A 25,583-nucleotide genomic window follows, 5' to 3' on the forward strand; every position below is an offset into this window, starting at 1 on the left:
TCTCGCTCATCTCGTGGGTGTGGACGGGCCGCGTGCCGCAGCGACGGCGTCGGGGAGGTCTGTACGAGGGGTGGGGCGCCCGTCCACCAGGTAGTGGCCGTCGGCGGTGGCGACGACGTCCACCCAGGTGCGCGGGAGGGCGCCGCCGGTCGTGCCGTGCGGGTGCCCGCAGCGCCGCTCGCACCCGGAGAACTGGACGGGGAGTCCGCCGCCGCCCCGGCCCGGGGTCGCGTCCGCGCGGACGTCGGCGAGGGACTTCGCGCACCCGGGACGGCCGGTGCACGCGCCGACGCCGAGCCAGGGCGAGTCCGCCCGCGTGAGCAGACCGGCCTCGGCGAGCGAGGCGAGTCGGGCCTCGGCGGCGGCCCGGTCGGCGAACCCGGTCACCACGGCTCCGCGCCAGGGAGTGAGCCGCAACTCGCCGACGGCGCCTCCGGCGGGGGCCGGTTCGGGAGCGAGTGCCCTCAACTGCGCGGCGGTCAGACGTCCCAGGTGCAGGGCGACGGAGACGGCGTGGTCGCCGGAGACCGGATGCCCGAAGACTCCGGGCAGCGGGCCGGCGAAGGCGGGGCGGCCGGTGCCGACGGGTCCGGTCTGCGTGGCCAGAGGTCCGGTGGGGGTGTGCGGAGGTGCGGCGGCGGCCCGTCCCGGTGTCCGGACGGCGTCCGCGGGCCGCGCCGGGACGCCCGCGCGGCGCAGGGCGTCCGCGAGGTCGGGCTCGACCCCCTCGGGGAGTTCCTTCACGCGCCAGGCACCCGTGCCCGCCGCCCGCGCGGCGACGAGGAAGGCGTCCGCCGCGGCGAGCGCCGCACGGGCCGCGTCGGCCCGCGCGATGCGGAAGGTCCGGCGTCCCACCCGCACGAGGACGTCGTCCGCCGGGGGAGCCGTCCCGTCGTCCGCCGGGGATCCCGTGGCGGGCCCCGCTGAGAACAAGGTCACATCCGCGCCCAGGCCGGCCACGTCTCCGCGGCCGTCGTCGAGAGCGAAGAGGAATCGGCCGGAAAGCGCCGTCGTCCACGTCTCCCCGCACAGCAGCCCGTCGAGCTCGCGCGCCCACAACTGCACGTCTCCGCAGCCGATTCCGTCCGCTCCGGCCAGGGGCGAGGCGACGATGTTCCGGATGCGTTCGTGCGCCGCGGAGGGCAGCAGGCCGGCGTCCGAAAGCAGCTCCGCCAGCTCCGTCCCGCAGCCTTCGCCGAGGCCCCGCAGCTCGACGTTCCCGCGCGACGTGACACTGATCCGCCCGTCGCCCAGCGTCCGGGCCGCTTCGGCCAGGACTTGCGCCTGATATGCCGTCAGAATGCCTGCGGGCAGGCGGAGTCGGGCCAGGCGGCCGTCATCGGCGGGGTGCAGGCGCAGGGCCCCCGGGCAGGCGTCGCCACGGTCCCGTATGAACGGTTCGCCCCGGTTGGGCGTTGTGGGTGGGGTGGGCGGCATGGCGGCGAGCATACCCACGTCGTTCCGGGCGCCATCCCTGCGCGGGGCGGCCAGGATCTACTATGCAGACGGCATGGGGTCCCAGGACCCCGGGGAGGAAGCCCGGTGAGAATCCGGCGCGGTCCCGCCACTGTGAGCCGGCCCCCGAGACGGGGCCGGTGAGTCAGGAACTCCCGCCGTCCACACGACCACCCGGGGCGCGGAAACCCCGAGGAAGGCCTGCGCTCGCATGCGAATTCTGTTGCTGTCGCACTCCGACACCGACCTGCTCAGCGCCCGCGCGGCCGGGGGACCGGTCGAGTACCGCTTCGCCAACCCCGCCCGGCTTCCCGCTGCCGACCTGCCCGGTCTCCTGGACGGCGCCGACCTCGTCCTGGTCCGCCTCCTCGGCGGCCTGCGGGCCTGGGAGGAGGGCCTCGACGCGCTGCTCGCCGACGACCAGCCGCGGCCGGTGGTCGTGCTCTCCGGCGAACAGGCCCCCGACGCCCAGCTCATGGAGGCCTCCACGGTCCCCATCGGCGTCGCCACCGAGGCGCACGCCTACCTCGCGCACGGCGGTCCGGACAACCTGGAGCAGCTGGCCCGCTTCCTCTCCGACACCGTGCTGCTCACCGGGCACGGCTTCGAGGCCCCGGCCGCCGCGCCGACCTGGGGCCCGCTGGAGCGCACCCCCCGCACCACCGACGGCCCGACCGTCGCCGTGCTCTACTACCGCGCCCACCACATGAGCGGCAACACCGGCTTCGTCGCCGCGTTGTGCGAGGCGCTGGAGGACGCCGGCGCCCAGGCCCGCCCGTTGTTCGTGGCCTCCCTGCGCGCCCCCGAGCCCGAGCTGCTCGACCGTCTCCGTGACGCCGACGCGATCGTCACCACCGTCCTCGCGGCCGGCGGCACCAGGCCCGCCGAGGCCCAGGCCGGCGGCGACGAGGAGGCCTGGGACGCGGGCGCGCTCGCCGCTCTCGACGTGCCGATCCTCCAGGCGCTGTGCCTCACCGGCTCGCGCGCCGCGTGGGAGGAGAACGACGAGGGCCTGTCGCCGCTCGACGCGGCGAGCCAGGTCGCCGTCCCCGAGTTCGACGGCCGGCTCATCACCGTCCCCTTCTCCTTCAAGGAGATCGACGAGGACGGGCTGCCGTCCTACGTCGCCGACGCCGAGCGCGCCGCCCGCGTCGCCGGGATCGCCGTCCGCCACGCCCGCCTGCGGCACATCCCGAACGCCGAGAAGAAGCTGGCGCTCGTCCTCTCCGCCTACCCGACCAAGCACTCCCGCATCGGCAACGCGGTCGGTCTGGACACCCCCGCCTCCGCCGTGGCGCTGCTGCGCCGGCTCCGTGCGGAGGGCTACGACTTCGGCCCCGTCGAGGACGTCCCCGGCCTGGTCTCCGGCGACGGCGACGAGCTGATCTACGCCCTGATCGAGGCCGGCGGCCACGACCAGGACTGGCTCACCGAGGAGCAGCTCGCCCGCAACCCCGTCCGCATCCCGGCCGCCGACTACAAGCGCTGGTACGCGACGCTGCCCGCCGAACTCCGCGCCTCCGTCGAGGAGCACTGGGGCCCGGCGCCCGGCGAGATGTTCCTCGACCGCTCCCGCAACCCCGACGGCGACATCGTGCTCGCCGCGCTGCGCCGCGGGAACCTGCTGGTCGTCATCCAGCCGCCGCGCGGCTTCGGCGAGAACCCGATCGCGATCTACCACGACCCCGATCTGCCCCCCTCACACCACTACCTGGCCGCCTACCGCTGGATCGCGGCCCGCGCCGAGGACGGCGGTTTCGGGGCCGACGCCATGGTCCACCTGGGCAAGCACGGCAACCTGGAATGGCTGCCGGGCAAGAACGCGGGCCTGTCCGCGGCCTGCGGCCCGGACGCGGCCCTCGGCGACCTGCCGCTCGTCTACCCCTTCCTGGTCAACGACCCGGGCGAGGGCACGCAGGCCAAGCGGCGCGTGCACGCCACCCTCGTCGACCACCTCGTGCCGCCGATGGCGCGCGCCGACTCGTACGGCGACATCGCGCGCCTGGAGCAGCTGCTCGACGAGTACGCGCAGATCTCCTCGATGGACCCGGCCAAGCTCCCCGCGATCCGCGCCCAGATCTGGACGCTCATCCAGGCCGCCAAGCTCGACCACGACCTGGGGATGGCGGACCGGCCCGACGACGACGGCTTCGACGACTTCCTGCTGCACGTCGACGGCTGGCTCTGCGAGGTCAAGGACGCCCAGATCAGGGACGGTCTGCACGTCCTCGGCGGGGCGCCGGAGGGCGAGGCGCGGGTCAACCTGGTCCTGTCGATCCTGCGGGCCCGGCAGATCTGGGGCGGTACGCAGGCGCTGCCGGGCCTGCGCGAGGCGCTGGGTCTGGACGAGTCGGCCGCGACCCGTACCACCGCCGACGACGCGGAGGCGAAGGCCCGCGAGCTGGTCGAGGCGATGGAGGCCGCGGACTGGTCCGTGGACGCGGTCCCGGCGGTCGCCGGGGCGTACGGGCCCGAGGTCGCCGACGTGCTGCGGTTCGCCTGCGAGCAGGTGGTTCCGCGACTGGCCGCGACGACCGACGAACTCGCGCACGCCGTCCACGCGTTGAACGGCGGCTTCGTGCCGGCCGGCCCCTCGGGCTCGCCGCTGCGCGGCCTGGTCAACGTGCTCCCGACCGGACGCAACTTCTACTCCGTCGACCCCAAGGCCGTCCCCTCCCGCCTGGCGTGGGAGACCGGCCAGGCGCTCGCCGACTCGCTCCTGGAGCGCTACCGCGCCGACAACGGCGAGTGGCCGACCTCGGTCGGGCTCTCGCTGTGGGGCACGAGCGCGATGCGCACCGCCGGCGACGACGTCGCGGAGGCACTCGCCCTGCTCGGCGTCCGCCCGACGTGGGACGACGCCTCCCGCCGGGTGAACGGCCTGGAGCCGATCCCCGCGGCGGAGCTCGGCCGTCCGCGCATCGACGTGACGCTGCGCATCTCCGGCTTCTTCCGTGACGCGTTCCCGCACGTCATCGGGCTGCTCGACGACGCGGTGCGGCTCGCCGCCTCGCTGGACGAGCCGGCCGAGTCGAACTTCGTACGGGCGCACACGCAGGCGGACCTGGCCGCGCACGGGGACGAGCGGCGCGCCACCACCCGGATCTTCGGCTCGCGGCCGGGCACCTACGGCGCGGGCATCCTGCAGCTGATCGACTCGCGCGACTGGCGCACGGACGCGGACCTCGCCGAGGTCTACACGGTGTGGGGCGGGTACGCGTACGGCCGGGGCCTCGAAGGCCGCCCGGCCCGGGCGGAGATGGAGACCGCGTACAAGCGGATCGCCGTGGCCGCGAAGAACACGGACACGCGCGAGCACGACATCGCGGACTCCGACGACTACTTCCAGTACCACGGCGGCATGGTGGCGACCGTCCGCGCGCTCAAGGGCACGGCCCCCGAGGCGTACATCGGCGACTCCACCCGGCCGGAGACGGTCCGCACCCGCACGCTGGTGGAGGAGACCTCCCGCGTCTTCCGCGCCCGGGTGGTCAACCCGAAGTGGATCGAGGCGATGCGCCGCCACGGCTACAAGGGCGCCTTCGAGCTCGCGGCGACGGTGGACTACCTGTTCGGCTACGACGCGACGACGGGCGTGGTCGCCGACTGGATGTACGACAAGCTCACGGAGACGTACGTCCTGGACCCGGAGAACCAGGCCTTCCTGAAGGAGGCCAACCCCTGGGCCCTGCACGGCATCGCGGAACGCCTGCTGGAAGCCGAGTCCCGCGGCATGTGGGAGAAGCCGGACCCGGAGGTCCTGGACCGCCTGCGCCAGGTGTTCCTCCAGACGGAGGGCGACCTGGAGGGCGGCGACGAGGACTGACGCCCACGACCGGGCGCGACGGGGGCGAGCCCGCCCCGGGTTACGATCCCGGCCGCACACATGTGCGGTCGGGACGTTCCAGGGGTGGGGTCCGTACACGCCCGGCGACGATGTCGTCGTCATCCCCGTGCCCACCTCGGGCTGAGGGCGGTCCCGTCACCGCCCGCCGGGGATCGGCGGGACCGCGCTCAGGCCCGCTCCCGGTCCGTTCGGCGAGGGGGCTCGCGGCCGGATCGAGGGTCAGGCGGGGCACTGAGCGAGACGAGTCGTCTCGTGGTGACGGCCGTGCGGCTCTCCTCCGTGGAACGCAGGACGCTACGTCTCGTCCGTCCGGGTGCCGAGCACCCGGACCGCCTCGACGATCAGATCCCAGAACCCGGGCACGTCGACCTCCATGCCCACGTCGACGTGCGGCGCGACACCCGTCACCCCGTCCAGGTCCACCACCGTCGCCCCTCGCGTGTACGTCCCCGTCAGCTCCACGGACACCGCGGCCCGCACCAGGCTGATCAGCGACGGGTCGATCAGGTGGGCCACGGTCAGCGGATCGTGCAGCGGCGGCGCGTCGAAGCCGTAGACCTCGCGGTAGGTGGCGGCGAAGAAGGTCAGCAGCTCGACGCAGAGCCGGCTGAGCGGCGTGTCCAGGGCCGCGATACGGGCGACGACGTCGGGGGTCGCGCGGACCTGGTGGGTGGCGTTGAGGCCGAACATCGTCACCGGGAGCCCGCTGGTGAGGACGATGTCCGCCGCCTCCGGGTCGCACAGGATGTTGAACTCCGCGGCCGGTGTGGTGTTCCCGCGGTCGGTCGAGCCGCCCATCAGCACGATCCGCTCGATCCGGGGGGTCAGTTCCGGATGGGCGAGCAGCAGCGTCGCGATGTTCGTCAGCGGCCCGGTCGGCACCAGGGTCACGGGCACCGGGTGCGCGAGCAGGGTGTCCCGGATCAGCGTGAGCGCGTCGCGCGGGTCCAGCGGGACGCGAGGCTCGCCCGCACCCCAGCCGGGGCCGTCGAGTCCGGTGCGCCCGTGGATGTCCTCGGCGAGCCGCGGCCTGCCGTGCAGCGGACTGTCCCGGCCCGCCGCGACCGGCACGTCGTCGAGGCCGGCGGCGTCGCACACCCGGCGGGCGTTGAGGGTCGTCTTCTCCAGGGACTGGTTGCCGGCCACGGTGGTGATGGCCAGCAGCTCGACGGCCGGGTGCGCGGCGGCCAGCAGGATGTTGAACGCGTCGTCGTGGCCGGGATCGCAGTCGAGGATCACGGGGACGGCCATACCGCCACCGCCCCACAGGTGTGCCCCGCCGTCACGGGCCCTCGCTCGCCCGTCGCCCGTCGCAGGCGCATGGGTCCTCCGCTCGGAACGTCCGCAGACCGCCCTGCGGCTCCGCGCACCAGTCAACAGCCCGAAGACGGGTGGCGCATGTCGAACCGCGGAGTGCCCGCCCGCCCGGACAGGACCAAGACGCCCCCTAGACCCCGCAGCGCCCCGGTCGACCCGCTCAGTCGGTGTCGCCGGCCGCCCCGGTGGACGGCCCGTCGAGGCGCAGGTTCCAGCGGCCGGCGCGGCCGCTGAGGTGCACGCCGGCCAGCGGCCGCACGTCCAGCCGCCAGAAGATGCGGTCGTCCGCGCCGAGGGCGTGGACCACCGCCGCCCGGACGACGTCGGGCTCGGCCACGACGAGCACCCGGCCCGCCGGGTGCGGGGCGTCCAGCCAGCCGCCGACCCGCTCGCGCAGCGCCCGCAGGGACTCGCCGCCGTGCGGGGCGGCGTCCGGGTCGGAGAGCCAGGCGGCGACCGACTCCTCCTCCTCGCCCACGAGCCCGTCCAGGGTCCGGCCCCGCCAGCGGCCCATCGCGCAGCCGGCGAGGGCGTCCACGGGAGCGGCCGCGGGGAACCCGAGCGCCTCCGCCGTCTCGCGGCACCGGACCGAGGGCGAGACGAGGACCGCGGCGGCACCCGCCCTCCGGTCCGGCGCCAGTGCCCGGCCCAGCGCCTCCGCCCGGGTCCGGCCGGCCGCCTCCAGCGGTCCGCCGTCGTCGAAACGGGCCTCGCGCAGCGCCGCGTTCACGGCGGGAGCGATCAGCGTGACGCGTACGGTCATGGGTGACACATCCCTCAGGCTTCCGTGCGCTCTTGGCCGCGAGGGCCGCGCGCGGTACGTTCTCCGCGACATTTCCATATCGACGACAGCACGACGGAAGCCGGTGCAACTCCGGCACGGTCGCGCCACTGTGAGCCGTGTCCGCCCGAACCAGGGGCGGAACGCGGTGAGTCAGACCCGAACGCTGTCGTCGCGCACCACCGTATGGGACGCGAGTTCCCGAGGAGGTACCACCATGGCCGAGGCCGTCGCCTCATCCGCCGTCTCTTCCACCCCCACCGTCGCCCTTCCGGCATCCCTGCCGGTCCGCGCCGTGCTGCCCTGGGCCGCGTTCGCCGGAATCCTGATGCTGGTCGCGCTCTACTTCGTCGGCGCCGAGCAGGGCGCCCTGTCCGTGTTCGCGGGCAGCGACGTGCACGAGTGGGTGCACGACGGTCGTCATCTGCTCGGCTTCCCCTGCCACTGAGGGGCGCCCCGCACATGAACACCGCAACCGGTTCCACCGTGGGAAGACTGCTGCTCCGCGGCATGCTCGCGGGTCTGCTCGCCGGACTGTTCGCCTTCGCTGTCGCGTACGTCGCCGGTGAGCCGTCCGTCGACGCCTCGATCGCCGTCGAGGAGGCCGCGGCCGCCAAGGAGGCCCACGCCGACCACGGCGCGACGACCGGGCACGCCGCCGAGCACGCCGCCGAAGAGGAGGAGGAGATCGTCAGCCGGGACGTCCAGTCCACGGCCGGCCTCGCCACCGGCGTCCTCGTCTACGGGGTCGCGCTCGGCGGCATCGCCTCCCTCGCGTTCTGCTTCGTCCTCGGACGGGTGGGCCGCTTCACCCCGAAGGCGACCGCGGCGCTCGTCGCCGCCGCCGCCTTCACGACCGTCTACCTGGTGCCGTTCCTCAAGTACCCGGCCACCCCACCGGCGGTGGGCAACCCGGACACCATCGGGAAGCGCACCACGCTCTTCTTCCTGATGATCGCGTTGAGCGTGCTGCTCGGCATCGCCGCGGTCGTGGCGGGCCGCCGTCTCGCGCCGCGCCTCGGCAACTGGAACGCGACCCTGGTCGCGGGCGCCGGCTTCGTCGCCGCCGTCGTGATCGCCTGCGCGGTCCTGCCGGGCAACGAGGACGCGGTGCAGGAGGGCTTCCCGGCCGCCGTGCTCTGGGACTTCAGGCTGGCGACCCTGGGGATCCAGCTGGCGTTGTGGGCGGCCTTCGCGGTCGTCTTCGGCCTGTTCGCGCAACGACTGCTCACACCACGCGAGGAGGCGCCCGCCCCGGCGGCCCGGACGGCTTCGGCCGTCTGAGCCCCGACCACCGGCGCCGGTGACGGCCCCCCTCCCCGTCCGCGGGGGAGCGGGGCCGTTCCCGTCCCTCAGCCCAGTTCGCGGATCGGCGCCCCGGCCAGCCATGCCTCGATGTCCTCGACCGCCCCGCCGTGGAACCGGGCGTAGTTGGCCTCCGTGACGTAGCCCAGGTGCGGCAGCGCGAGGACGTTCGGCAGCGTGCGCAACGGGTCGTCGGCCGGGAGGGGTTCGGTCGCGAAGACGTCGAGGCCCGCGCCCGCGATCCACCCCTCGCGCAGTGCCCGCAGCAGTGCGTCGCCGTCGACGAGGCCCGCGCGGGAGGTGTTGACCAGACGGGCCGTGGGGAGCATGGCGCGCAGCTCGTCCTCGCCGACGATGCCGCGGGTGCGGTCCGAGAGCACCAGATGGAGCGAGACGACGTCACTGCGGGCCATCAACTCCCTTTTGTCGGCGGCGCGTCGGACACCGTGCTCGGCGGCACGCTCGTCGGTCAGGTGCGGGCTCCAGGCGAGGACGTCCATGCCGAAGGCGAGTCCTACCCGGGCGACCCGGCTGCCGATCCGGCCGAGGCCGAGGAGCCCGAGGGTCCGCCCGGCCAGGTCGGTGCCGACGGTGGACTGCCACGGGCCGCCCTCCCGCAGCCCCTGCGCCTCGGTCCGCACGTGCCGGGCCAGCCCCAGGATCAGCGCCCAGGTCAGCTCGACGGGCGGTTCGGCGCTGCTGGTGGTGCCGCAGACCGTGATCCCGTGGCGGGCGGCCGCGGCCAGGTCGAGGGAGGCGTTGCGCATCCCGGACGTGACGAGCAGCCGCAGCCGGGGCAGCCGGTCGAGCAGCTCCGCGTCCATCGGGGTCCGCTCCCGCATCACGACCACGATCTCGCAGTCCTCCAGGGCGGCCACCAGCGCGTCCCGGTCGGTCAGATGCTCGCGCAGGACCCGGACGTCGACGCGGTCGGCGAGCGCGCTCCAGTCGGCGGAGGCGAGGGCGACGCCCTGGTAGTCGTCGAGTACGGCACAGCGCAGCTTCATGGCGCCCATGATCGCCCACAGGAGCCTACGGCAGGGGGCGCGGGCACGCGCGGTGGTGCTGCGGCACACGGGTGAGCGGCCCGGCCTGACAGGACAAACCGCTCATCGGGCCGAAGAATTGCTCTGATTCGTCCCGATCCAGGGAACGTTCCGGAGAGCGGAGAACGCATGAGTTCCATGGACGTCCCCGCCGAGGTGCCCCGGCAGGTGACCCACGCGGCCGCCGCCCGCACACCGGCCAACCCCACGATGACCTGGGTCACGCTGGCCCTCATGACCACGGCGTCCGTGGCCAGCCTGCGCGCCGCCCCGACGATGGCGGTCTACGGCCTGGCGTGCGTCTTCCTCTACCTGGTTCCGGCCGTCGTCTTCCTGCTGCCGACCGCCCTGGTCTCCGCCGAACTCGCCTCCGGCTGGACCGGTGGTGTCTACCGCTGGGTCTCCGAAGGCCTGTCCAAGCCGCTGGGCTTCCTCGCGGTCTGGTGCCAGTTCGCGATGACGATCTTCTACTACCCGAGCCTGCTGGCCTTCGTGGCCTCCACGATCGCGTACATCATCGACCCGGCACTCGCGTCCAACGGGCTCTACACCGCCATCGTGATCATGGTGCTGTACTGGACCGGCGTGTGGGTCTCCTCGCGCGGCACGAAGGCCCTGGCCGGACTGGCCAGTTGGGGCCTGGTCATCGGCACCCTGATCCCCGGCACGGTGCTCGTCGTGCTCGGCATGGTCTTTCTCGGCCAGGGGAATCCCTCGGCCGCGCCCATGAACGCGAACCACCTTCTCCCGCAGTGGACGGGTCTGGCGAGCCTGGTCCTGATCGTCAACAACTTCCTGTCCTACTCGGGCATGGAGATGAACGCTGTCCACGTCTCCTCGCTGAAGGACCCGCCCCGGGAGTACCCCAAGTCGATGTTCCTGGCGGTCGTCCTGGTCCTGCTGATCTTCATCCTGCCGGCGCTCGCGATCAGCTGGGTCGTCCCGGCCGACCAGCTCAGCCTCACCGCGGGAGTGATGCAGGCCTTCGAGGCCTTCTTCTCGTACTTCGACGTCGGCTGGATGACCCCGATCGCCGCCGTCATGCTGATCTCGGCCTCCCTGGCCGGCATGCTCACCTGGCTGGCCGGCCCGTCGAAGGGCCTGCTGGAGATCTCGCGCAGCGAGGGCTACCTGCCGCCGTTCCTGCAGAAGCTCAACAAGTACGGCATCCAGCAGAACATCCTCGTCACCCAGGGCGTCGTGACCTCCCTCATCGCCCTCGCGTACGCGTTCATCCCGAACGTGTCGAGCGTCTACTGGATCTTCTCGACGATCACCACACAGGTGTACCTGATCGTCTACCTGCTGATGTTCGCGGCCGCCGTGCGGCTGCGGAAGACCCAGCCGGACCACCCGCGCGGCTACCGGGCCCCCGCGCTCGTCCTGATCTGCACCGTCGGCTGGCTGTCCTCGCTCGCGGCGCTCATCATCGGCTTCGTCCCGCCCTCGCAGTTCGGCGGCGGCAGCATCTGGTCGTACGTCCTGTTCATCGGCTGCGGTCTGGGCGTCCTCGGTCTGCTGATCCCGTGGCTGTTCCTCCGCTTCCGCAAGCCCAGTTGGCGTACGGCCGCGGCCGACGACGGAGGTGCCGCATGAGTCCCACCCGGTTCGCCTCCGAGCACAAGTGGATCTACGTGGGCGCGATCGTCGTGCTCGTCGGGATGGTGGTCGTCGGCCTGATCCAGTACAGCGCCGTCCGGCGGACCAACCAGACGGCGAAGAAGGCCGACGAGCTGAACACGAAGCTGGTCGAGGCGGGCTTTCCCGCGCCCGACACGGACATCACCGAGCGCCTGCTCGGCACCGACGGCGGCGTCGTCTGCGAGGACCCGGGCAGCACCCTGAACAACGCCCTGTGGAAGATCCACCAGCTCTCCAACGGCGCGACGGGCCCGGGCATGCGACCGGTCATCGCCGACAGCACGGCGGTCGAGATCGAGCGGATCGTGCTCCAGGTCTACTGCCCCGACAAGGTGGACGAGTTCGAGGACGACCTCGGCGACCTGAAGACGGACGACACGGTCCGCAGGTGAACGCGGGCCGCGCGGGCGCCCCGCCCGCGCGGCCGGTGGCCGGGGCGGGCGCGGCGGACCGCTACGCGCCGATCCGGACCAGGGCGAGCGTGATGTTGTCGGGCCCGCCCGCCTCGATGGCGGCCTTCCAGAGCTCGAAGCACGCCCGGCCGTCGTCATGGGCCTGCAGCAGCCCGCCGAGGACCTCGTCCGGGACCGGGTCGGTCAGGCCGTCGCTGCACACCAGGAAGCGGTTTTCCGCGGCCAGCGGGCGCTCCTCGACGTGCGGGGTCACGGCGCTGAAGACACGGCTGCCGCCGAGGGTCTGGGTGACGAGGGACGTGGTGCGCCGGCCCGGCTCCGGCGGCGGGCTGTCGTCCACGCTGAGCCGGCGCAGCGGCTCCGCGCCGGCGTCGTACACCCGGCTGTCGCCGACGTTGAAGACCAGGAGCGAGTCCGGCAGGACGACGACGCCGGCGACCGTGGTCCCCATGGTGGCCTGCTCGGGGTCGTCGCTCGCGGCCTCGTACACCGCGCGGTTGCAGGTGTTCAGCGCGTGCCGGACGGAGTCGGCGCCGTCCAGCGACGTACCCGCCCGGGCCAGCCGGCCGACCACCAGGGCGCTGGCGACCTCTCCGGCCGGCTGCCCGCCCAGGCCGTCGGCGACGGCCACGACGAGCGGCGTGCCGAGGGGGAACAGGAACGTCTGGGGGTTCTCGGTCACCGTGCCGCACAGCGTCCAGGGGCCGATCACGAGGCTGTCCTCGTTGTGCTCGCGGACCAGCCCGGCATGGCTCAGCGCGGTGACGGCTGTGTACGGCACCTCGAACCCCGCTCTCCGTCGTGGCGGGCATGTCCCTCACCCCCATTGTCCCGCCGGAGTGCGGGGCGCCGCCCGCCGGAGCACGCTGGTGCTGGAGCCGCCGGTCCGCCGACCGGCGGCCCGGCCACGAAAGGACTGCCGCAGATGTTCGCGAGGCTGAGCACGTACCAGGGATCCCCGGTTCCCGCGGCGGGGGATCTGAGCGCCAACGCCGAGACCGTCGTCGGACGGGTCAAGGACCTGCCCGGCTTCCTGGGCGTCTACTACATGGTCGACCGGCCCTCGGGGAAGGCCAGGACGCTGACCCTGTGGGCGAGCGAGGACGCGCTGCGCGAGAGCGAGGAACTGGCGTCCCTGATCCGCGAGGAGGTCGCCACGCGTGAGGGACAGCGGATCCTCTCGGTCGAACGCTTCGAGGTCGGCTTCAGCCATCTGCGACAGTGACGGCGGCTCCGGCGGGGTGCCCGGCCGATCCCGCGCACCCGGCGCCGGCCCGGCTTCCCGGGACCGGTCCCCGAAAGCGCCGCCGGGGCCGCCCCTCCGAGGCGATCATGGTGAGGACCCGCGGGCGACCCCCGCCGTCCCGCGCCGCGACCCGGCGCCGGGCAACGCCTCCTCACGAAGGGCAGCACATGGACGAGGGCACCGAACCGACCGGCCTGACGACCCGCGCGGTGGGACGGGTGATCGGCGGCCGGGAGGAGGTCCGCGACGACGAGTGGGGCGCGATCTCCGCCGTGATCCGGCTGGACGCGGCGCGCTTCGGCCCGGAGGCGCTCGCCGGTCTCGACGCGTTCTCGCACGTCGAGGTCGTCTACCACTTCGACCGCGTACCGGAGGAGAGGATCGAGACCGGGGCGCGGCACCCGCGCGGCAACACCGACTGGCCGCTGGTCGGCATCTTCGCCCAGCGGGGCAAGAACCGCCCCAACCGCATCGGCGTCTCGCGCTGCCGGCTGCTGCGCACGGAAGGCCTCGACCTGCACGTCCAGGGCCTGGACGCGGTCGACGGCACGCCGGTGCTCGACATCAAGCCGTACATGACGGAGTTCGGCCCGCAGGGCGACGTCCGGCAGCCCGACTGGGCCACCGAGATCATGCGCCACTACTACTGACCGGGGGCCGGCGGAGCCGGGCCGATCGGCCTGTCCTGCACAGCCGTTGACGCTCCGATCGCCGCCCGGACGGGGCGGGCGGAACCCCTCGGGACACGGCGTCCGCTCCGTCGGCGCCTCCCCGGGATCGCCCGGCCCCGCGGCTAGCCTCCGCGCATGCTCCGTATCGCCGACACCCGCACCGGCCGCCTCGTCGAGGTTCCCTCCGCGCGCCGCCACCTGCTGCGCCTCTGCGTGCACCTGCCCGCCGCCCCGGACGGCCCGGGCGCCGCGGACCTGCGGGTGCCGCTCGTCGGCGACCTGCTGGCGCGCACCGCGGAGCTGCACGGGCTGCAGTCCCACACCGTCCTCACCGCACCGGGCCCGGCGTGGTCCCCGGAACGGAGCCGGGACCTCGACCGCGCCCTCGCCGCGCTCGGCGTCCATCCGCCCGCCGTGACCGGCACGCCGCCGACGACGGACGCCCCCTGTGCCGCCGCCGACGTGCACGTCCACGCGCGGGGCGAAGTGCCCGAGGTGGCCGGCGGGGTGCCGACCGAGGTGGGTGCCGGCGGCGCCGTACCGCCGGGGCTCCTGGACGCCGCCCCGGCGCCGGGCCGTGATCCGCTCGCCGTCCGGCTGCTGCTGCTCGGCCGCCCGCACGCCGCCCCGGTGACCCTCGACGAGGCCGCCCTCGACGCCGCCGGGCGGACGCTCGCCCACTGGCGCCGGCAGGTGGCGGAGTGGGCGCGCGAACCGTCCCGGCCGGTCCCCGCCGAGGTGCTGCGGGACGCCCGCGAAAGGCTCGCCGACGATCTCGCCGTCCCCGCCGTCCTCGCCCTGCTCACCGCCGTCGCCGAGAGCGCCGACGTGCCGCCCGGCGCCCGGTTCGAGACCTTCGCCCTCCTCGATCGCGTCCTCGGCCTGGACCTCGCCCGCGAGGTCGGCAGCTGAAGGGTGTCCTGTCGATCGGGCCGGATCAGCGAGCGGTGTCCTGCGACTCCGTCTCCCCGGTTGAGGCCGTGGCTCATCGGCGTAGCGTGAAGGAGGGGCACGGACGAGGAGCAGTGATGGGCAGGCTCTCGATCGACCAACTGCGCGAGCGGGTACGCGGGATCGTCGTCACCCCGGAGGACGACGGCTACGACACGGCGCGCACGGTCCACAACGCCATGATCGACAAGACACCGGCCGTGGTGGTGACCTGTGCCAACGCGGGTGACGTCATCGCGGCGGTGGACTACGCCCGGGAGAACGAGCTCGATCTCGCGGTGCGCGGCGGCGGCCACAGCGTGCCGGGCTTCGGCACCTGCGACGGCGGAGTGGTCGCCGACCTGTCGGCGATGCGCGGGGTCCGCGTCGATCCCGTGGCGCGGACGGCCCGCGCGGAGGGCGGCGCGACCTGGGGCGACCTCAACGCGGCGACCCACGCCTTCGGACTCGCCACGACCGGCGGGATCATCTCCACCACCGGGGTCGGCGGACTCACCCTCGGCGGCGGCATCGGCTACCTCGCCCGCGGCCTCGGCCTGAGCTGCGACAACCTGATCTCGGCGGACGTCGTGACCGCGGACGGCCGCCTGCTCGTCGCCGACGAGAAGGAGAACGAGGACCTCTTCTGGGCGCTGCGCGGCGGAGGCGGCAACTTCGGCGCGGTGACGTCCTTCGAGTACCGGCTCGCGCCCGTGAAGGACATCTACGGCGGGCCGATGCTCTTCGAGCTGGAGCACGCCGGCACCGTGCTGCGCGCGTTCCAGGAGCTGATCGCCGACGCGCCGGAGCAGTTCGGCGGCTTCCCCGCGTTCCAGATCGCCCCGCCGCTCCCGTTCATCCCGGAGGACCGGCACGGCGACCCCTTCGCCCTGATCGTGGCCTGCTGGTCCGGCCCCCTGGACGAGGGGCCGCGAGCGGTGAAGCCCTTCCACGACATCGCCCCGGTCGTCGCCGAGCACGTCGGACCGATGCCGTACCCCGCGCTCAACAGCGCCTTCGACGCCCTCGTGCCACCCGGTCTCCAGCACTACTGGAAGGCCAACTTCGTGACCGAACTCAGCGAGGACGCCATCGAGGCGCACCTGCGGCACGGGCCCCGGGTGCCGGCCGTGAACTCGACGGTGCACATCTACCCGATCAACGGCGCCTGCCACCGGGTGGCGCCGGACGCCACGGCCTTCGCCTACCGCGACGCCTCGTTCGCCACCGTCATCGCCGGCATGTGGCCGGACCCCGCCGACAACGAGGCGAACATCGCCTGGGTCCGCGACTACTACGCGGCCACCGCCCCGCACTCCGAGGAGGGCGGCTACATCAACTTCATGGCCGACGACGACCAGAGCCGCATCAAGGCCAACTACAAGGGCAACTACGACCGCCTGGTCGACGTCAAGCGCGCCTACGACCCGGGCAACCTGTTCCACCTCAACCAGAACATCAAGCCGTAGGCGGGCGGCGCGGGCCCGGCACGGCGACCCGGGCCCCGCGTGTCGCGCGGGACCCCGTCGGGCGCACCCCGCGGGCAGACGGATCCGTACACCGTCGGCCACCACGCTGCCGTCGGCCACCACGCTCCCGAGGGGCCGACGCCGTCGGTGGCGGCCGTCAGGACTCCTCGGCGTGCGGGCCCTCGCCGGTGCGGGGCCGGCTGGTGGTGAGCCAGGAGCGGGCGGGGCCGGCCGCCGTCTGGGTGTCGACGGTGAGGTGGAGCCGGGTGCCGCCGCCGGGGGCGGGGTAGCTGCGCTGTTCGGTGCCCGAGAAGCAGCGGCGCAGTACTTCGGCCACCGCCCGGGCCGTCTCCGGCGAGGCGGCGACGATCCGGACTTCGGCGTGCCCGGCCATCGGCAGGGACTCGGTTTCGTAGGGGTCCACGGCGGGACCGTCCTCTCGGAGGGGTCGCGTCCGGGCCGACAGGCCGGCGGGCCTTCAGGACGTTTCCGGGGTTCACGACAGCACGGAGGCCGGGCGGGTGGGAGCTCCCGGTTCGTCCACTGTACGTCGGACCGCTCGGCGGGGACCGGGCGACGGGAACGCCCGCCGGAGGGCCGTCGGTGTCGTCGCCGCGCGGGTCAGCGCCTCACGCGGCCGGGCGGCCGGTCGCGACGCGCTCAGCCGTCGCTGTCGGTGCCGTCGTTCCGCCGCTCCGCCTCGGCGCGGCGGAACTCGGCGTTGATGCGCTGGGCCTCCTCGAGCTGGTCCTCGAGGATGACGATGCGGCAGGCGGCCTCGACCGGTGTGCCCTGGTCGACGAGCTCCCGGGCACGGGCGGCGATCCGCAGCTGGTAGCGGGAATAGCGGCGGTGCCCGCCCGCGGAACGGAGCGGGGTGATCAGGCGGGCCTCTCCGATGGCACGGAGGAAACCGGGTGTGGTGCCGAGCAGTTCGGCGGCCCTGCCCATCGTGTATGCGGGGTAGTCATCGTCGTCAAGGCGGCCGCCGAGCGAGTCGTCCGCTGTCATCTGCACCTCTTCCGGGGAGCGCGTCAGGGCCCTGGTGCCGTACGGCACCAGGGCCCCGAGGGAAATTCAACACCATCCGCCGCTCCCGCTGCCCCGCCGACCTCGTCGGGACAGCGGTGAGGGCCCGACCGGAACGTGCCGGTCGGGCCCTCACCGCATGGTCCTCGGCCCTCGCGGCCGTTCCGTCCGTCAGACGGACACGGGCCTGCCGAGGACGTCGCGCAGGCGGACCCGGTCCGTGTAGGCGGTGCTGTCGCGGATCGTCGCGAGGTGCGCCATGGTGACCCGTCCGGAGCACTGGTCGTCCTCGTCGCAGACGACCAGGTGCTCGGAGCGCGCGCTGGTCAGGACCGAGATCGCGACCTCGACGGTCATGTCGTCACGAACCTGCGGCGCGGGCTCGACCGTGGTCGTGTGCGTCGGGGGGAAGGTCAAGAGGTTCCTCCTGCGGGGACGGATCGGAGTGCCTGACGCGTTCAGGCGGCCGGACGCCGTGCGGGCGCCCGCCGTCCGGCGGGGGCGCGGCGCCGGCCGCGGGCGGCGCCACCGCGCGAGGCGGCGGCGCGGTCGGAGCGTTCGGCCGCCGGGGTGGTGATGGTGATGGGGATGCCGGAGGGGGTTTGGGCGCCGGTGATGCGGGTGAGGGCTTCGTCGCCGGGGTGGATCTGGGTGGTTGTGGGGGTGATGCCGGCGGCGGTCATGAGGCGGGTCATTCCGCGGCGTTGGTGGGGGGTGACGAGGGTGACGACGCTGCCGGACTCGCCGGCGCGGGCGGTGCGGCCGCCGCGGTGGAGGTAGTCCTTGTGGTCGGTGGGCGGGTCGACGTTGACGACGAGGTCGAGGTTGTCGACGTGGATGCCGCGGGCGGCGACGTTGGTGGCGACCAGGACGGTGACGTGGCCGGTTTTGAAGCGGGCGAGGGTGCGGGTGCGTTGTGGCTGTGTCTTGCCGCCGTGGAGGGCGGCGGCTCGGACGCCGCTGTCGAGGAGGTCCTGGGTGAGGCGGTCGACGGCGTGTTTGGTGTCCAGGAACATGATGACGCGGCCGTCGCGGGCGGCGATCTCGGTCGTCGTGCGGTGTTTGTCGGCTCCGGTGACGTGCAGGACGTGGTGTTCCATCGTGGTGACGGCGCCCTGGGAGGGGTCGACGGAGTGGACGACCGGGTCGGTGAGGTAGCGGCGGACCAGGAGGTCGACGTTGCGGTCGAGGGTGGCGGAGAACAGCATGCGCTGGCCGTCGGGGCGGACCTGGTCGAGGAGTGCGGTGACCTGGGGCATGAAGCCCATGTCGGTCATCTGGTCGGCTTCGTCGAGGACGGTGATGGCGACCTGGTTCAGGTGGCAGTCGCCGCGGTCGATGAGGTCCTTGAGGCGGCCGGGGGTGGCCACGAGGACTTCGGTGCCGCCGCGCAGGGCGTTGGCCTGGCGGCCGAGGGGCATGCCGCCGACGACGGTGGTCAGGCGGAGTTTCACGGCGCGGGCGTAGGGGGTGAGGGCGTCGGTGACCTGTTGGGCGAGTTCTCGGGTGGGGACGAGGACCAGGGCCAGTGGCCGGCGGGGTTCGGCGCGCTGTCCGGCGGTGCGGGCGAGGAGGGCGAGTCCGAAGGCGAGGGTCTTGCCGGAGCCGGTGCGCCCGCGTCCGAGGACGTCGCGGCCGGCCAGGGAGTTCGGCAGTGTCGCGCCCTGGATCGGGAAGGGCACGGTGAGGCCCTGTGTGGTGAGCGCGGCCAGGAGTTGGTCGGGCATGTCGAGGTCGGCGAACGCCTCGACGGCGGGCAGTGCCGGAGACGTCGTCTTCGGCAGGGCGAACTCGCCCTGGACGGTGGTGCGGTGACGACCGGGGCCGCCCGACCGGCTCGGGCCACCCGAGCGGTTCGACGCCGACGAACCGAAACGACTACCACCCTGGGAAGCGCCGCCGTGGCGCGTACGGGTGAATCGGTTGTCTGTACGTGTGCGGTTCATGCGGAACCTTCCTCGATACGGCGCATATCAAGGAATTCCCGCCGCGTGTACCGCGCGGAGAATTGCAAGTACGGGCCGGATGAAATGCGATGCGAACCTGGCCGATGGCGCACGTGTGCGGGCTCAGGCGCGGGTGATGGCGCGGTGGGACCGGGGATTCCTCGGAATCGACCTGCAGTCGGGACCGCGGCGGGAAAAGCATGCAGCTGGGGCCCGCACCCCGAAGGATGCGGGCCCCAGCTGCGAAGTGCGTGCCGGCGTCAGGCGGGAACGATGTTCTCGGCCGTCGGGCCCTTCTGGCCCTGCGCGATGTCGAAGGAGACCTTCTGGCCCTCCTGCAGCTCACGGAAGCCCTGGGCGGCGATGTTCGAGTAGTGGGCGAACACGTCGGGGCCGCCACCGTCCTGCTCGATGAAGCCGAAGCCCTTTTCCGCGTTGAACCACTTCACGGTGCCAGTAGCCATGTCATATCTCCTCTGGGGCAGTACATCGGCGTACGCACTGTGCGGACGCCGTGTCGCCGCAATGATTACCCCGTCCGGAAATGACCGGCGATTGTAAAAGCCCTCTCCAGAGGGCGCGATGGCCTGCTGGAGCGCTTGAAATTCTTGGGAACCACAACTGCAACTGATATCGACAGTAGCACGCCGGAGTCGCCCGCGGGCTGCACCGAATTTCATTCCGTCCGCCGCGGAAAGAACCCTCATCGCGCGGTTCGTCCAATTCTCATCCCGCGGGCACAGATATGGAGGAGTGCCGGGCGCCCGCGCCCGACGGAGAGTCAGGCCCGGGTGCCCGCGCGCGCCCGCCCGCGCGGCGCCTCGGCCACGCGGAGTACGGTGAAATCACGGTGGTGGTGAGGGAGTGCGGCCGACGCACGGAGCTGATCATGACGGATTGGCGGGTCAGGGACTACGCCCAGGACGATCTCGAAGCGGTGATCCGCGTCGACGCCGAGGGCGGCACGGCGGAGGAGCCGCCGCTGGCTCCGCTCTCGGACGCCGTGGCCGCCCTCCAGGACCTCCACCCCGCCGTGGTGGCGACGGCCGACGAGGTGGTGATCGGTGCCGCGGTGAGCAGGGTGGAAGGTGACCGGGCGTCGATCCTGCGGATCTGCCTGGCGCCGGCCTGGCGGCACCGGGGACTGGGCAGCAGCCTGATCACGGCCCTGGAGCACCGGCTGTTCACCGGTGGGGTCCGCACGGTGCAGGCGGTCCTGCCCGCGAGCGGGACCGGCGCCGCCGCTCTGCACAACTGCGGCTTCGGTGCCCGTTCGGGCCTGCTCTTCTTCGAGAAGCGCGGGCCGGTGACACCTCAGGCCGTCAGTATGGCCTCCTCTCTCGGAGCGGAGCTGCCGCCCGGCGGGCTCTGGGAGAAGGTCGCGGGCATGCAGAGGGAGAAGCGGCTCATCGAGCGGCGCCTGGTCCTGCCCCTGGCCCACCCGGAACTGGCCGCGCAGCACGGGGTGGAGCCGCCGCGGGCGGTGATGCTGTTCGGTCCGCCCGGGACCGGGAAGAGCACGTTCGCGCACGCCATCGCCAGCCGTCTGGGCTGGCCCTTCCTGGAACTCTTCCCCGCCCGGCTGGCCGCCGAGTACGGGCTGGCCAGCGGACTGAACCGGCGCTTCGACGAGATCGCCCAGCTCGACCACGTCCTGGTCTTCGTCGACGAGGTCGAGGAGATCGCGGGGACGCGCAGCGGCGCGGACGCGACCGCGGTCGGTGTCGTCAACGAGCTGCTGAAAGCGATCGTCCGGTTCCGGGGCCGGGACGGGCGGCTGCTCGTCTGCGCCACGAACGACGTCACCACGCTGGACTCCGCGTTTCTGCGGCACGGCCGTTTCGACTACGTGCTGCCGATCGGTCCCCCGGACCACCGCGCGAGGACCGCGCTGTGGGAGAGCTACCTGGCCCGGGCGGGCGCGGAGGCCGACAACGCGGCGCTGGCCTCCGCCAGCGAGGGGTTCACCCCCGCGGACATCGCCCACGTGGCGCGCACCGTCTCCCAGGTCCAGTTCGAGCGCACCTTCGACACCGGAACCCGGACCCGCCCCACGACCGACGACTACCTGGCCACCATCGGCGACACCAGGCCCACCGTCGGCGCCGCCATGGCCCAGGAGTTCGCCCAGCAGACGGAGACGTTCGCCCGCATCTAAGGGCTGTCTGCGCGGCCCGACCAGGGGTTGGGATCGGTCACCCGTTGCGGGGCCTGCCGAACTCCTCGACCAGCACGGGGTATTGCCCGCCGCCGTGTCCGGCGGCTATCGCGCGGTCGGCCATCACCTTGATACGGCGCGGGAGTTCGGCGCTGACGCCCACCGCCTCGCTCGCGTGCCGTCATGGACGGCCGGTGCCCGGGCGCCCCTCGTCCTGCGGGCTGCCCGCTTCGTGTTCTCTGATCGCCGCCTCCACCAGGGCTCGTGCCGCCCAGGTGATGGCCTCCTCCTCGGCCTGTGGGTCGAGGCCGCGGACGTCGCGCAGGGCGATCTGCGCCTCCCAGCCGACCACGATGGTCAGGGCCGAGATCAGTCGCTGGTACGCCTCCTGGCTCAGGGTGTCGCGGAGAGGGGCGCAGGCCTGCTCCAGCCACTCGATCCGGCGGGGGCCGCGGCGCGGGGTGGCCGGCTCCGGGGTCTCGCTCGCCGGTGGATCGACGGTCAGGCGGATCAGTCGGCGGCCGAGGGGAAGCGACTGCGGCGAGTACTTCAACAGCGTCCTGATGAGGGCGTCCACCCGGGCTGCGGGGTCGTCGGAGATCGAGGGGTCGGCCAGGACCTGCTCGACCGGGGGCTCGTTGAGCGCGCCGGCGGTCGCGTCGATGAGCAGGTGGTCGACGCTCGGGAAGTACGCGTAGACGGTGCGCCGTGACACGTCGGCGGCGGCCGCGATCTCGTCGATGGAGGGGGTCGCTCCGTCGCCGCTCAGCCGGACCGCCGCGTCGACGATCGCTTTGCGGGTGCGGCGGCGCTGCGCTTCACGGCCACCACGGCGGACTGGATCGTCACTGGTCATCGTGGACTGGCACTCCCGGGTCGGTGGGTCGGCGGGGTCTTGACGCCCCCTCAGGGAATAAGTATATCTTCGTGCAGTCGCTGCACAGCAGTGCAGTGATTGCATGGACGTGAACCTGGTTGTCGCGCAGGTCACACGGCCGTACCTGTCACAGAAACCGGTTCGTCGGCGTCTTGAGGCCGAACCCCTTGAAGCGGAGGACACACCATGGGCGAGAACATCGATGTGGTCGTGATCGGCGGCGGGTACGCCGGTGTCATGGCGGCCAATCGCCTCACGCAGCGCGGCGACGTGACGGTGACGCTGATCAATCCGCGCCGGACCTTCGTCCACCGGATCCGCCTGCACCAGCTGGTGGGCGGAACGGGCGACCCGGTCGTCGACTACCGGGAGGTCCTGGGGCAGGACGTCCGACTGGTGGTCGACACCGTCACCCGGATCGACGCGGCCGGGCGCAGCGTGGCGCTGGCGTCCGGCGGCACGGTCGGCTACGACTACCTGGTCTACGCGGTCGGCAGTGGCAGCGCCGACCCGAACGTGCCCGGCGCGGCCGAGTTCGCCCACCCGATCGGCACCTTCGAGGAGGCCGGGCGACTGCGACCGGTCCTCGACGCCGCGTCCGCGACGGCCGCGGTGACGGTCGTCGGAGCCGGTCCGACGGGCATCGAGACCGCCGCCGAGCTGGCGGAGGCGGGCCGCACCGTGACCCTGGTCTGCGGCGGTGTGCTCGGCCCGTACCTGCACCCCCGGGGCCGCCGCTCCGTCGCCCGGCGCCTGGCCGGGCTCGGGGTGACCGTGCTCGACGGTCCCGACACCAGGGTGACGGAGGTGACCCGTGACGCCGTCCGGCTCAGTGGTGGCCGCGAGCTGCCGAGCGCGGTGACCATCTGGACCGTCGGCTTCGGCGTACCCGACCTGGCCGTGCGCAGCGGGCTGAGCACCGACGCCCTGGGCCGCCTGCTCACGGACGAGACGCTGACCAGCGTGGACGACGAACGCATCATCGCGGCGGGGGACTCGGCGGCCCCGTCGGACCTGCCGCTGCGGATGAGCTGCCAGGCCGCGATGCCGATGGGCGCGCGGGCCGCCGACACGGTGCTCAGCCGGATCGCGGGGGAGCGGCCCGAGACCCTCAACCAGTCGTTCGCCGCGCAGTGCATCAGCCTGGGCCGGGGCGACGGCATCTTCCAGTTCGCCAACCGGTCCGACGTCGCGGTGTGGTTCAACATCGACGGACGCCTGGGCGCGAAGATCAAGGAGGCCGTGTGCACGGGTGTCGTCAAGCACCTGGCCGACGAGGCGGACAAGCCCGGCGGGTACCGCCTGCACCGCGTCTCGGGCGGCGCCACGCGACAGCGACTGCTCCAGGCCAAGCAGGCCGAGGCCCCCGCCACCGCCCCGCGGGCAGCGGTCTGATCGAACGTCCGCGGAGACGGAGGATCACGTGCCCGGACCACACAAGAACCGCGGGTCACCGACCTGGGGAACGCCGGTGTCCGTGCGCGGGGCCCGCCGGTGTCCGGCGGCGTACCGCTTCAGTCGACGGTCAGCTGATCGCCTGTTCGGCTGCGCGGCGGTATTCGGCGTTGATGCGCTGCGCTTCCTCGAGTTGGTCCTCCAGGACCACGATGCGGCAGGCGGCCTCGATGGGGGTTCCCTGGTCGACCAGTTCCCGAGCCCTGGCGGCGATGCGCAGCTGGTAGCGGGAGTAGCGGCGGTGGCCGCCCTCGGAGCGCAGCGGGGTGATCAGGCGGGCTTTGCCGATGGCGCGGAGGAAGCCCTGGGTGGTGCCGAGCATCTCGGCGGCCCGGCCCATCGTGTAGGCGGGGTAATCGTCGTCGTCGAGCCGGTCGTACGAGTCGTCTGCTGTCATCTGCACCTCTCTCGTGGAACGCGTTGAGGGGCCCTGGTGCCGTACGGCACCAGGGCCCCGAAGGAACTACTACACCACCTGCCGGCCCTGACACTGCGCCGGCGTTCTGTGTCCGCGGGCCCGACCTGGCTGCTGTCGGGGGTGCGGGGATCGCGGTTGCTTGACCGGAGACCACCTCACTATCGATGTCCTGCGGTACCCGGGCTCACGACTTCCACCCGGGCGATCCTGATGGCGCGGTTCCTCCGTTCTTCCCTCGGTGATCGAACTGACTTCACTGCTGGGTACTGCGTACTGCTCACTGACTTCACTGCTGGGTACTGCGTACTGCGCTCACGGGTACCGCGTCTGTCATGACCGCGGACCCGCGCCGGCGGCCCCTGATCACTGCGGGCCACCCGGTCCGGCCGTCAGTCCCGTCGCCGTCCTGCAACAACCCTGGCTTCGAAACTCCACCGCCGCACCGTCCTGCGAACTGCAACCACCTGTACTGCTGCTACTGCCGGCAGTTCGTCTCTGCCAGGCCCTGCTGTCTCTCTGAGCTACGAGAGAAACCATAACCACGCCACCGTCCAATGTCTACTCTCGCCAGCATAGATTTTTGCCTGTTCGGCAGCGAGGTAATCGAACTCGAACAGCGAGATGAGCGGGCGCAGGGCGGTCCCGCCGGGCCGCACCGCAGGCCGGGCACGAGCCCCGGACCGGTCCGTCGGAAGCCGTCTGCACGCGAAAGGGCCCGATCGGCGTGTGCCGGTCGGGCCCTCCTGCTGTTCGCGCGTCAGTTCGCGCTCTCTCATCGGTCAGACGGTCAGACGGCCACCGGGGAGCCGAGCAGCGCCGAGGCGTGCTGGAACGGGTCGAGGGCGCGGGTGGGCGGGGCGGTCTGGTGACGGCCGCGGCAGGTGAAGCCGAGCTTGGTCATGGCCCGAAGGACTTCGTCGGCGGTGAAATCGCGGCGGTCCTGGCGGGTGATGACCTGGCCGACCTGCTTGATGGGGTAGGTGCGGCGGCCGATGATCACGGACTCACCGACGACCTCCTCGGGCTTGACGCCCTTCATGGAGTCCAGGACGCCGCTCTTGGTGAGCTCGAACGGGAAGCGGGCGATGACACAGCGCACGATTGCCTCACAGGGAGAGAAGGGGGGTGTTCCGCCGAGGTGAGACGGTTCAGCGGGCAAGGGCAAGGGCATCGAGGATGCCCGGAGCGTTGTCCCGTTCGTCCACGAGGGACGGGGTGGCGCTCCGGCGGTGGTGCAGGGCGTGCTCGGCGATCATCTCGGCCGGCGAGGTGAGCAGCCCGCCGTCGCCGAGGATGTCGCGAAGCTGGAGCCGGTCCGTGTAGGCGGAGCTGTCGCGGACGGTGCTGAGCCGGGCCAGGGTGACCAGTCCGGTGCACAGACCGTCGTTGTCGCAGACGAGCAGGTGTCCGGTACGGGCGCCGGCCATGACGGACAGGGCCACCTCGACGGTCATGTCGTCGCAGACCTGCGGTCCGGCCGTGTCCACGGCGTCGGCCTCCGGCCCGTTCACGGAGGTGGTACTCGCCGGGCGGGGCTGCATCTGGACCAGCGTCACAACGTGCCTCCTGCAGAGATGGG

At 72.8% G+C, this 25,583-nt stretch carries 25 protein-coding genes, 1 pseudogene and 1 riboswitch; of the genes and pseudogenes, 11 read left to right on the top strand and 15 right to left on the bottom strand.

Going from position 1 to position 25,583, the window contains the following annotated elements:
- Positions 1–6 precede the first annotated feature (6 nt).
- Positions 7–1,449 (bottom strand): cobalamin biosynthesis protein CobG, encoded by a 1,443-nt coding sequence (locus tag ACE1OA_RS18120; protein ID WP_432754075.1) that lies wholly within the window; start codon positions 1,447–1,449, stop codon positions 7–9.
- Positions 1,450–1,492: 43 nt separating this feature from the next.
- Positions 1,493–1,629: riboswitch (cobalamin riboswitch) on the top strand.
- Positions 1,630–1,666: 37 nt separating this feature from the next.
- Between ACE1OA_RS18120 and cobN the strand changes: the two genes are divergently transcribed.
- Positions 1,667–5,281 carry a cobaltochelatase subunit CobN gene (cobN, locus tag ACE1OA_RS18125; protein ID WP_386543848.1) on the top strand — a complete coding sequence of 1,205 codons (3,615 nt, stop codon included), beginning with the start codon at positions 1,667–1,669 and terminating at the stop codon, positions 5,279–5,281.
- Positions 5,282–5,596: 315 nt separating this feature from the next.
- Here the strand turns inward: cobN and ACE1OA_RS18130 are convergent, their stop codons facing one another.
- Positions 5,597–6,553 (bottom strand): nucleoside hydrolase, encoded by a 957-nt coding sequence (locus tag ACE1OA_RS18130; RefSeq protein WP_432753067.1) that lies wholly within the window; start codon positions 6,551–6,553, stop codon positions 5,597–5,599.
- A gap of 226 nt (positions 6,554–6,779) precedes the next feature.
- The gene (locus tag ACE1OA_RS18135; RefSeq protein WP_386543843.1) at positions 6,780–7,382 is read right to left on the bottom strand and encodes a histidine phosphatase family protein; all 603 of its coding nucleotides are present in this window, start codon (positions 7,380–7,382) and stop codon (positions 6,780–6,782) included.
- A gap of 235 nt (positions 7,383–7,617) precedes the next feature.
- On the opposite strand from ACE1OA_RS18135, the gene ACE1OA_RS18140 reads away from it, so the two are divergent.
- Together ACE1OA_RS18140 and ACE1OA_RS18145 are read left to right on the top strand one after the other, a co-directional pair.
- On the top strand, positions 7,618–7,848 hold the full coding sequence (locus tag ACE1OA_RS18140) for a CbtB domain-containing protein (RefSeq protein WP_356608955.1): 231 nt from the start codon (positions 7,618–7,620) through the stop codon (positions 7,846–7,848).
- 14 nt (positions 7,849–7,862) lie between these two features.
- Positions 7,863–8,684 (top strand): CbtA family protein, encoded by an 822-nt coding sequence (locus ACE1OA_RS18145; RefSeq protein ID WP_384874226.1) that lies wholly within the window; start codon positions 7,863–7,865, stop codon positions 8,682–8,684.
- A gap of 68 nt (positions 8,685–8,752) precedes the next feature.
- On the opposite strand, the gene ACE1OA_RS18150 is transcribed toward ACE1OA_RS18145, so the two are convergent.
- Entirely contained in the window at positions 8,753–9,712 is a 960-nt protein-coding gene (locus ACE1OA_RS18150) for a D-2-hydroxyacid dehydrogenase family protein (RefSeq protein WP_386543840.1), read from the bottom strand.
- A 168-nt stretch (positions 9,713–9,880) separates the two neighbouring features.
- Here ACE1OA_RS18150 and ACE1OA_RS18155 point away from each other — a divergent pair, with 168 nt between their 5' ends.
- On the top strand, positions 9,881–11,347 hold the full coding sequence (locus ACE1OA_RS18155) for an APC family permease (protein WP_432753068.1): 1,467 nt from the start codon (positions 9,881–9,883) through the stop codon (positions 11,345–11,347).
- Entirely contained in the window at positions 11,344–11,784 is a 441-nt protein-coding gene (locus ACE1OA_RS18160; protein WP_356608947.1) for a hypothetical protein, read from the top strand. The genes ACE1OA_RS18155 and ACE1OA_RS18160 overlap by 4 nt, the downstream gene beginning before the upstream one ends.
- 61 nt (positions 11,785–11,845) lie before the next feature.
- Here the strand turns inward: ACE1OA_RS18160 and ACE1OA_RS18165 are convergent, their stop codons facing one another.
- Positions 11,846–12,586 (bottom strand): PP2C family protein-serine/threonine phosphatase, encoded by a 741-nt coding sequence (locus ACE1OA_RS18165; protein ID WP_384874216.1) that lies wholly within the window; start codon positions 12,584–12,586, stop codon positions 11,846–11,848.
- Between the two features lie 144 nt (positions 12,587–12,730).
- Here ACE1OA_RS18165 and ACE1OA_RS18170 point away from each other — a divergent pair, with 144 nt between their 5' ends.
- The 4 genes from ACE1OA_RS18170 to ACE1OA_RS18185 all read left to right on the top strand — a co-directional run bounded on the left by ACE1OA_RS18170 (position 12,731) and on the right by ACE1OA_RS18185 (position 16,121).
- Positions 12,731–13,030 carry a hypothetical protein gene (locus ACE1OA_RS18170; RefSeq protein WP_356608943.1) on the top strand — a complete coding sequence of 100 codons (300 nt, stop codon included), beginning with the start codon at positions 12,731–12,733 and terminating at the stop codon, positions 13,028–13,030.
- 188 nt (positions 13,031–13,218) lie between these two features.
- Entirely contained in the window at positions 13,219–13,701 is a 483-nt protein-coding gene (locus ACE1OA_RS18175) for an SAM-dependent methyltransferase (protein ID WP_356608941.1), read from the top strand.
- 156 nt (positions 13,702–13,857) lie between these two features.
- Positions 13,858–14,634, top strand: a complete 777-nt coding sequence (locus tag ACE1OA_RS18180) for a hypothetical protein (RefSeq protein WP_432753069.1) — start codon at positions 13,858–13,860, stop codon at positions 14,632–14,634.
- Between the two features lie 116 nt (positions 14,635–14,750).
- Complete coding sequence (locus ACE1OA_RS18185) at positions 14,751–16,121, top strand: FAD-binding oxidoreductase (RefSeq protein WP_356608937.1); 1,371 nt, start codon at positions 14,751–14,753, stop codon at positions 16,119–16,121.
- A 157-nt stretch (positions 16,122–16,278) separates the two neighbouring features.
- On the opposite strand, the gene ACE1OA_RS18190 is transcribed toward ACE1OA_RS18185, so the two are convergent.
- The 5 genes from ACE1OA_RS18190 to ACE1OA_RS18210 all read right to left on the bottom strand — a co-directional run bounded on the left by ACE1OA_RS18190 (position 16,279) and on the right by ACE1OA_RS18210 (position 19,560).
- The gene (locus ACE1OA_RS18190) at positions 16,279–16,515 is read right to left on the bottom strand and encodes a hypothetical protein (RefSeq protein WP_356609019.1); all 237 of its coding nucleotides are present in this window, start codon (positions 16,513–16,515) and stop codon (positions 16,279–16,281) included.
- A gap of 266 nt (positions 16,516–16,781) precedes the next feature.
- Positions 16,782–17,132: a MerR family transcriptional regulator gene (locus tag ACE1OA_RS18195; RefSeq protein ID WP_356608935.1), complete on the bottom strand. Its 351-nt coding sequence runs from the start codon at positions 17,130–17,132 to the stop codon at positions 16,782–16,784.
- 189 nt (positions 17,133–17,321) lie between these two features.
- Positions 17,322–17,567 carry a CBS domain-containing protein gene (locus ACE1OA_RS18200; protein WP_432753070.1) on the bottom strand — a complete coding sequence of 82 codons (246 nt, stop codon included), beginning with the start codon at positions 17,565–17,567 and terminating at the stop codon, positions 17,322–17,324.
- 41 nt (positions 17,568–17,608) lie between these two features.
- Positions 17,609–19,096 carry a DEAD/DEAH box helicase gene (locus ACE1OA_RS18205; RefSeq protein WP_432753071.1) on the bottom strand — a complete coding sequence of 496 codons (1,488 nt, stop codon included), beginning with the start codon at positions 19,094–19,096 and terminating at the stop codon, positions 17,609–17,611.
- 260 nt (positions 19,097–19,356) lie between these two features.
- Complete coding sequence (locus tag ACE1OA_RS18210) at positions 19,357–19,560, bottom strand: cold-shock protein (protein WP_030939356.1); 204 nt, start codon at positions 19,558–19,560, stop codon at positions 19,357–19,359.
- 425 nt (positions 19,561–19,985) lie between these two features.
- Here ACE1OA_RS18210 and ACE1OA_RS18215 point away from each other — a divergent pair, with 425 nt between their 5' ends.
- Complete coding sequence (locus ACE1OA_RS18215; protein WP_432753072.1) at positions 19,986–21,254, top strand: ATP-binding protein; 1,269 nt, start codon at positions 19,986–19,988, stop codon at positions 21,252–21,254.
- Between the two features lie 37 nt (positions 21,255–21,291).
- Here ACE1OA_RS18215 and ACE1OA_RS18220 read toward each other — a convergent pair.
- Both ACE1OA_RS18220 and ACE1OA_RS18225 read right to left on the bottom strand, forming a co-directional pair.
- Positions 21,292–21,420 (bottom strand): annotated as a pseudogene (locus tag ACE1OA_RS18220) (NAD(P)-dependent oxidoreductase); the annotation flags it as partial.
- Positions 21,421–21,435: 15 nt separating this feature from the next.
- Positions 21,436–22,110, bottom strand: a complete 675-nt coding sequence (locus ACE1OA_RS18225; RefSeq protein ID WP_356780872.1) for a TetR/AcrR family transcriptional regulator — start codon at positions 22,108–22,110, stop codon at positions 21,436–21,438.
- 207 nt (positions 22,111–22,317) lie between these two features.
- Between ACE1OA_RS18225 and ACE1OA_RS18230 the strand changes: the two genes are divergently transcribed.
- Positions 22,318–23,526 (top strand): NAD(P)/FAD-dependent oxidoreductase, encoded by a 1,209-nt coding sequence (locus ACE1OA_RS18230; RefSeq protein ID WP_432753073.1) that lies wholly within the window; start codon positions 22,318–22,320, stop codon positions 23,524–23,526.
- A 130-nt stretch (positions 23,527–23,656) separates the two neighbouring features.
- On the opposite strand, the gene ACE1OA_RS18235 is transcribed toward ACE1OA_RS18230, so the two are convergent.
- The 3 genes from ACE1OA_RS18235 to ACE1OA_RS18245 form a co-directional block, all read right to left on the bottom strand.
- Positions 23,657–23,983: a MerR family transcriptional regulator gene (locus tag ACE1OA_RS18235; protein ID WP_432753074.1), complete on the bottom strand. Its 327-nt coding sequence runs from the start codon at positions 23,981–23,983 to the stop codon at positions 23,657–23,659.
- An 808-nt stretch (positions 23,984–24,791) separates the two neighbouring features.
- Positions 24,792–25,103, bottom strand: a complete 312-nt coding sequence (locus ACE1OA_RS18240; protein ID WP_356609991.1) for an SCO5918 family protein — start codon at positions 25,101–25,103, stop codon at positions 24,792–24,794.
- A 49-nt stretch (positions 25,104–25,152) separates the two neighbouring features.
- A complete protein-coding gene (locus ACE1OA_RS18245) occupies positions 25,153–25,560 on the bottom strand; it encodes a CBS domain-containing protein (protein WP_432753075.1) in 408 nt (135 codons plus the stop codon).
- Positions 25,561–25,583 lie beyond the last annotated feature (23 nt).

Origin of the sequence: Streptomyces sp. JL2001 (assembly GCF_050917515.1) — a bacterium.
GTDB lineage: Bacteria > Actinomycetota > Actinomycetes > Streptomycetales > Streptomycetaceae > Streptomyces.

Coding starts and splice junctions, on each gene's coding strand:
- ACE1OA_RS18145 (WP_384874226.1), top strand. CDS start 7,863: ATGAACACCGCAACCGGTTCCACCGTGGGAAGACTGCTGCTCCGCGGC.
- ACE1OA_RS18195 (WP_356608935.1), bottom strand. CDS start 17,132: ATGACAGCGGACGACTCGCTCGGCGGCCGCCTTGACGACGATGACTAC.
- ACE1OA_RS18155 (WP_432753068.1), top strand. CDS start 9,881: ATGAGTTCCATGGACGTCCCCGCCGAGGTGCCCCGGCAGGTGACCCAC.
- ACE1OA_RS18135 (WP_386543843.1), bottom strand. CDS start 7,382: ATGACCGTACGCGTCACGCTGATCGCTCCCGCCGTGAACGCGGCGCTG.
- ACE1OA_RS18160 (WP_356608947.1), top strand. CDS start 11,344: ATGAGTCCCACCCGGTTCGCCTCCGAGCACAAGTGGATCTACGTGGGC.
- cobN (WP_386543848.1), top strand. CDS start 1,667: ATGCGAATTCTGTTGCTGTCGCACTCCGACACCGACCTGCTCAGCGCC.
- ACE1OA_RS18190 (WP_356609019.1), bottom strand. CDS start 16,515: ATGGCCGGGCACGCCGAAGTCCGGATCGTCGCCGCCTCGCCGGAGACG.
- ACE1OA_RS18185 (WP_356608937.1), top strand. CDS start 14,751: ATGGGCAGGCTCTCGATCGACCAACTGCGCGAGCGGGTACGCGGGATC.
- ACE1OA_RS18170 (WP_356608943.1), top strand. CDS start 12,731: ATGTTCGCGAGGCTGAGCACGTACCAGGGATCCCCGGTTCCCGCGGCG.
- ACE1OA_RS18230 (WP_432753073.1), top strand. CDS start 22,318: ATGGGCGAGAACATCGATGTGGTCGTGATCGGCGGCGGGTACGCCGGT.
- ACE1OA_RS18210 (WP_030939356.1), bottom strand. CDS start 19,560: ATGGCTACTGGCACCGTGAAGTGGTTCAACGCGGAAAAGGGCTTCGGC.
- ACE1OA_RS18150 (WP_386543840.1), bottom strand. CDS start 9,712: ATGAAGCTGCGCTGTGCCGTACTCGACGACTACCAGGGCGTCGCCCTC.
- ACE1OA_RS18130 (WP_432753067.1), bottom strand. CDS start 6,553: ATGGCCGTCCCCGTGATCCTCGACTGCGATCCCGGCCACGACGACGCG.
- ACE1OA_RS18140 (WP_356608955.1), top strand. CDS start 7,618: ATGGCCGAGGCCGTCGCCTCATCCGCCGTCTCTTCCACCCCCACCGTC.
- ACE1OA_RS18175 (WP_356608941.1), top strand. CDS start 13,219: ATGGACGAGGGCACCGAACCGACCGGCCTGACGACCCGCGCGGTGGGA.
- ACE1OA_RS18120 (WP_432754075.1), bottom strand. CDS start 1,449: ATGCTCGCCGCCATGCCGCCCACCCCACCCACAACGCCCAACCGGGGC.
- ACE1OA_RS18180 (WP_432753069.1), top strand. CDS start 13,858: ATGCTCCGTATCGCCGACACCCGCACCGGCCGCCTCGTCGAGGTTCCC.
- ACE1OA_RS18235 (WP_432753074.1), bottom strand. CDS start 23,983: ATGACAGCAGACGACTCGTACGACCGGCTCGACGACGACGATTACCCC.
- ACE1OA_RS18225 (WP_356780872.1), bottom strand. CDS start 22,110: ATGACCAGTGACGATCCAGTCCGCCGTGGTGGCCGTGAAGCGCAGCGC.
- ACE1OA_RS18205 (WP_432753071.1), bottom strand. CDS start 19,096: ATGAACCGCACACGTACAGACAACCGATTCACCCGTACGCGCCACGGC.
- ACE1OA_RS18215 (WP_432753072.1), top strand. CDS start 19,986: ATGACGGATTGGCGGGTCAGGGACTACGCCCAGGACGATCTCGAAGCG.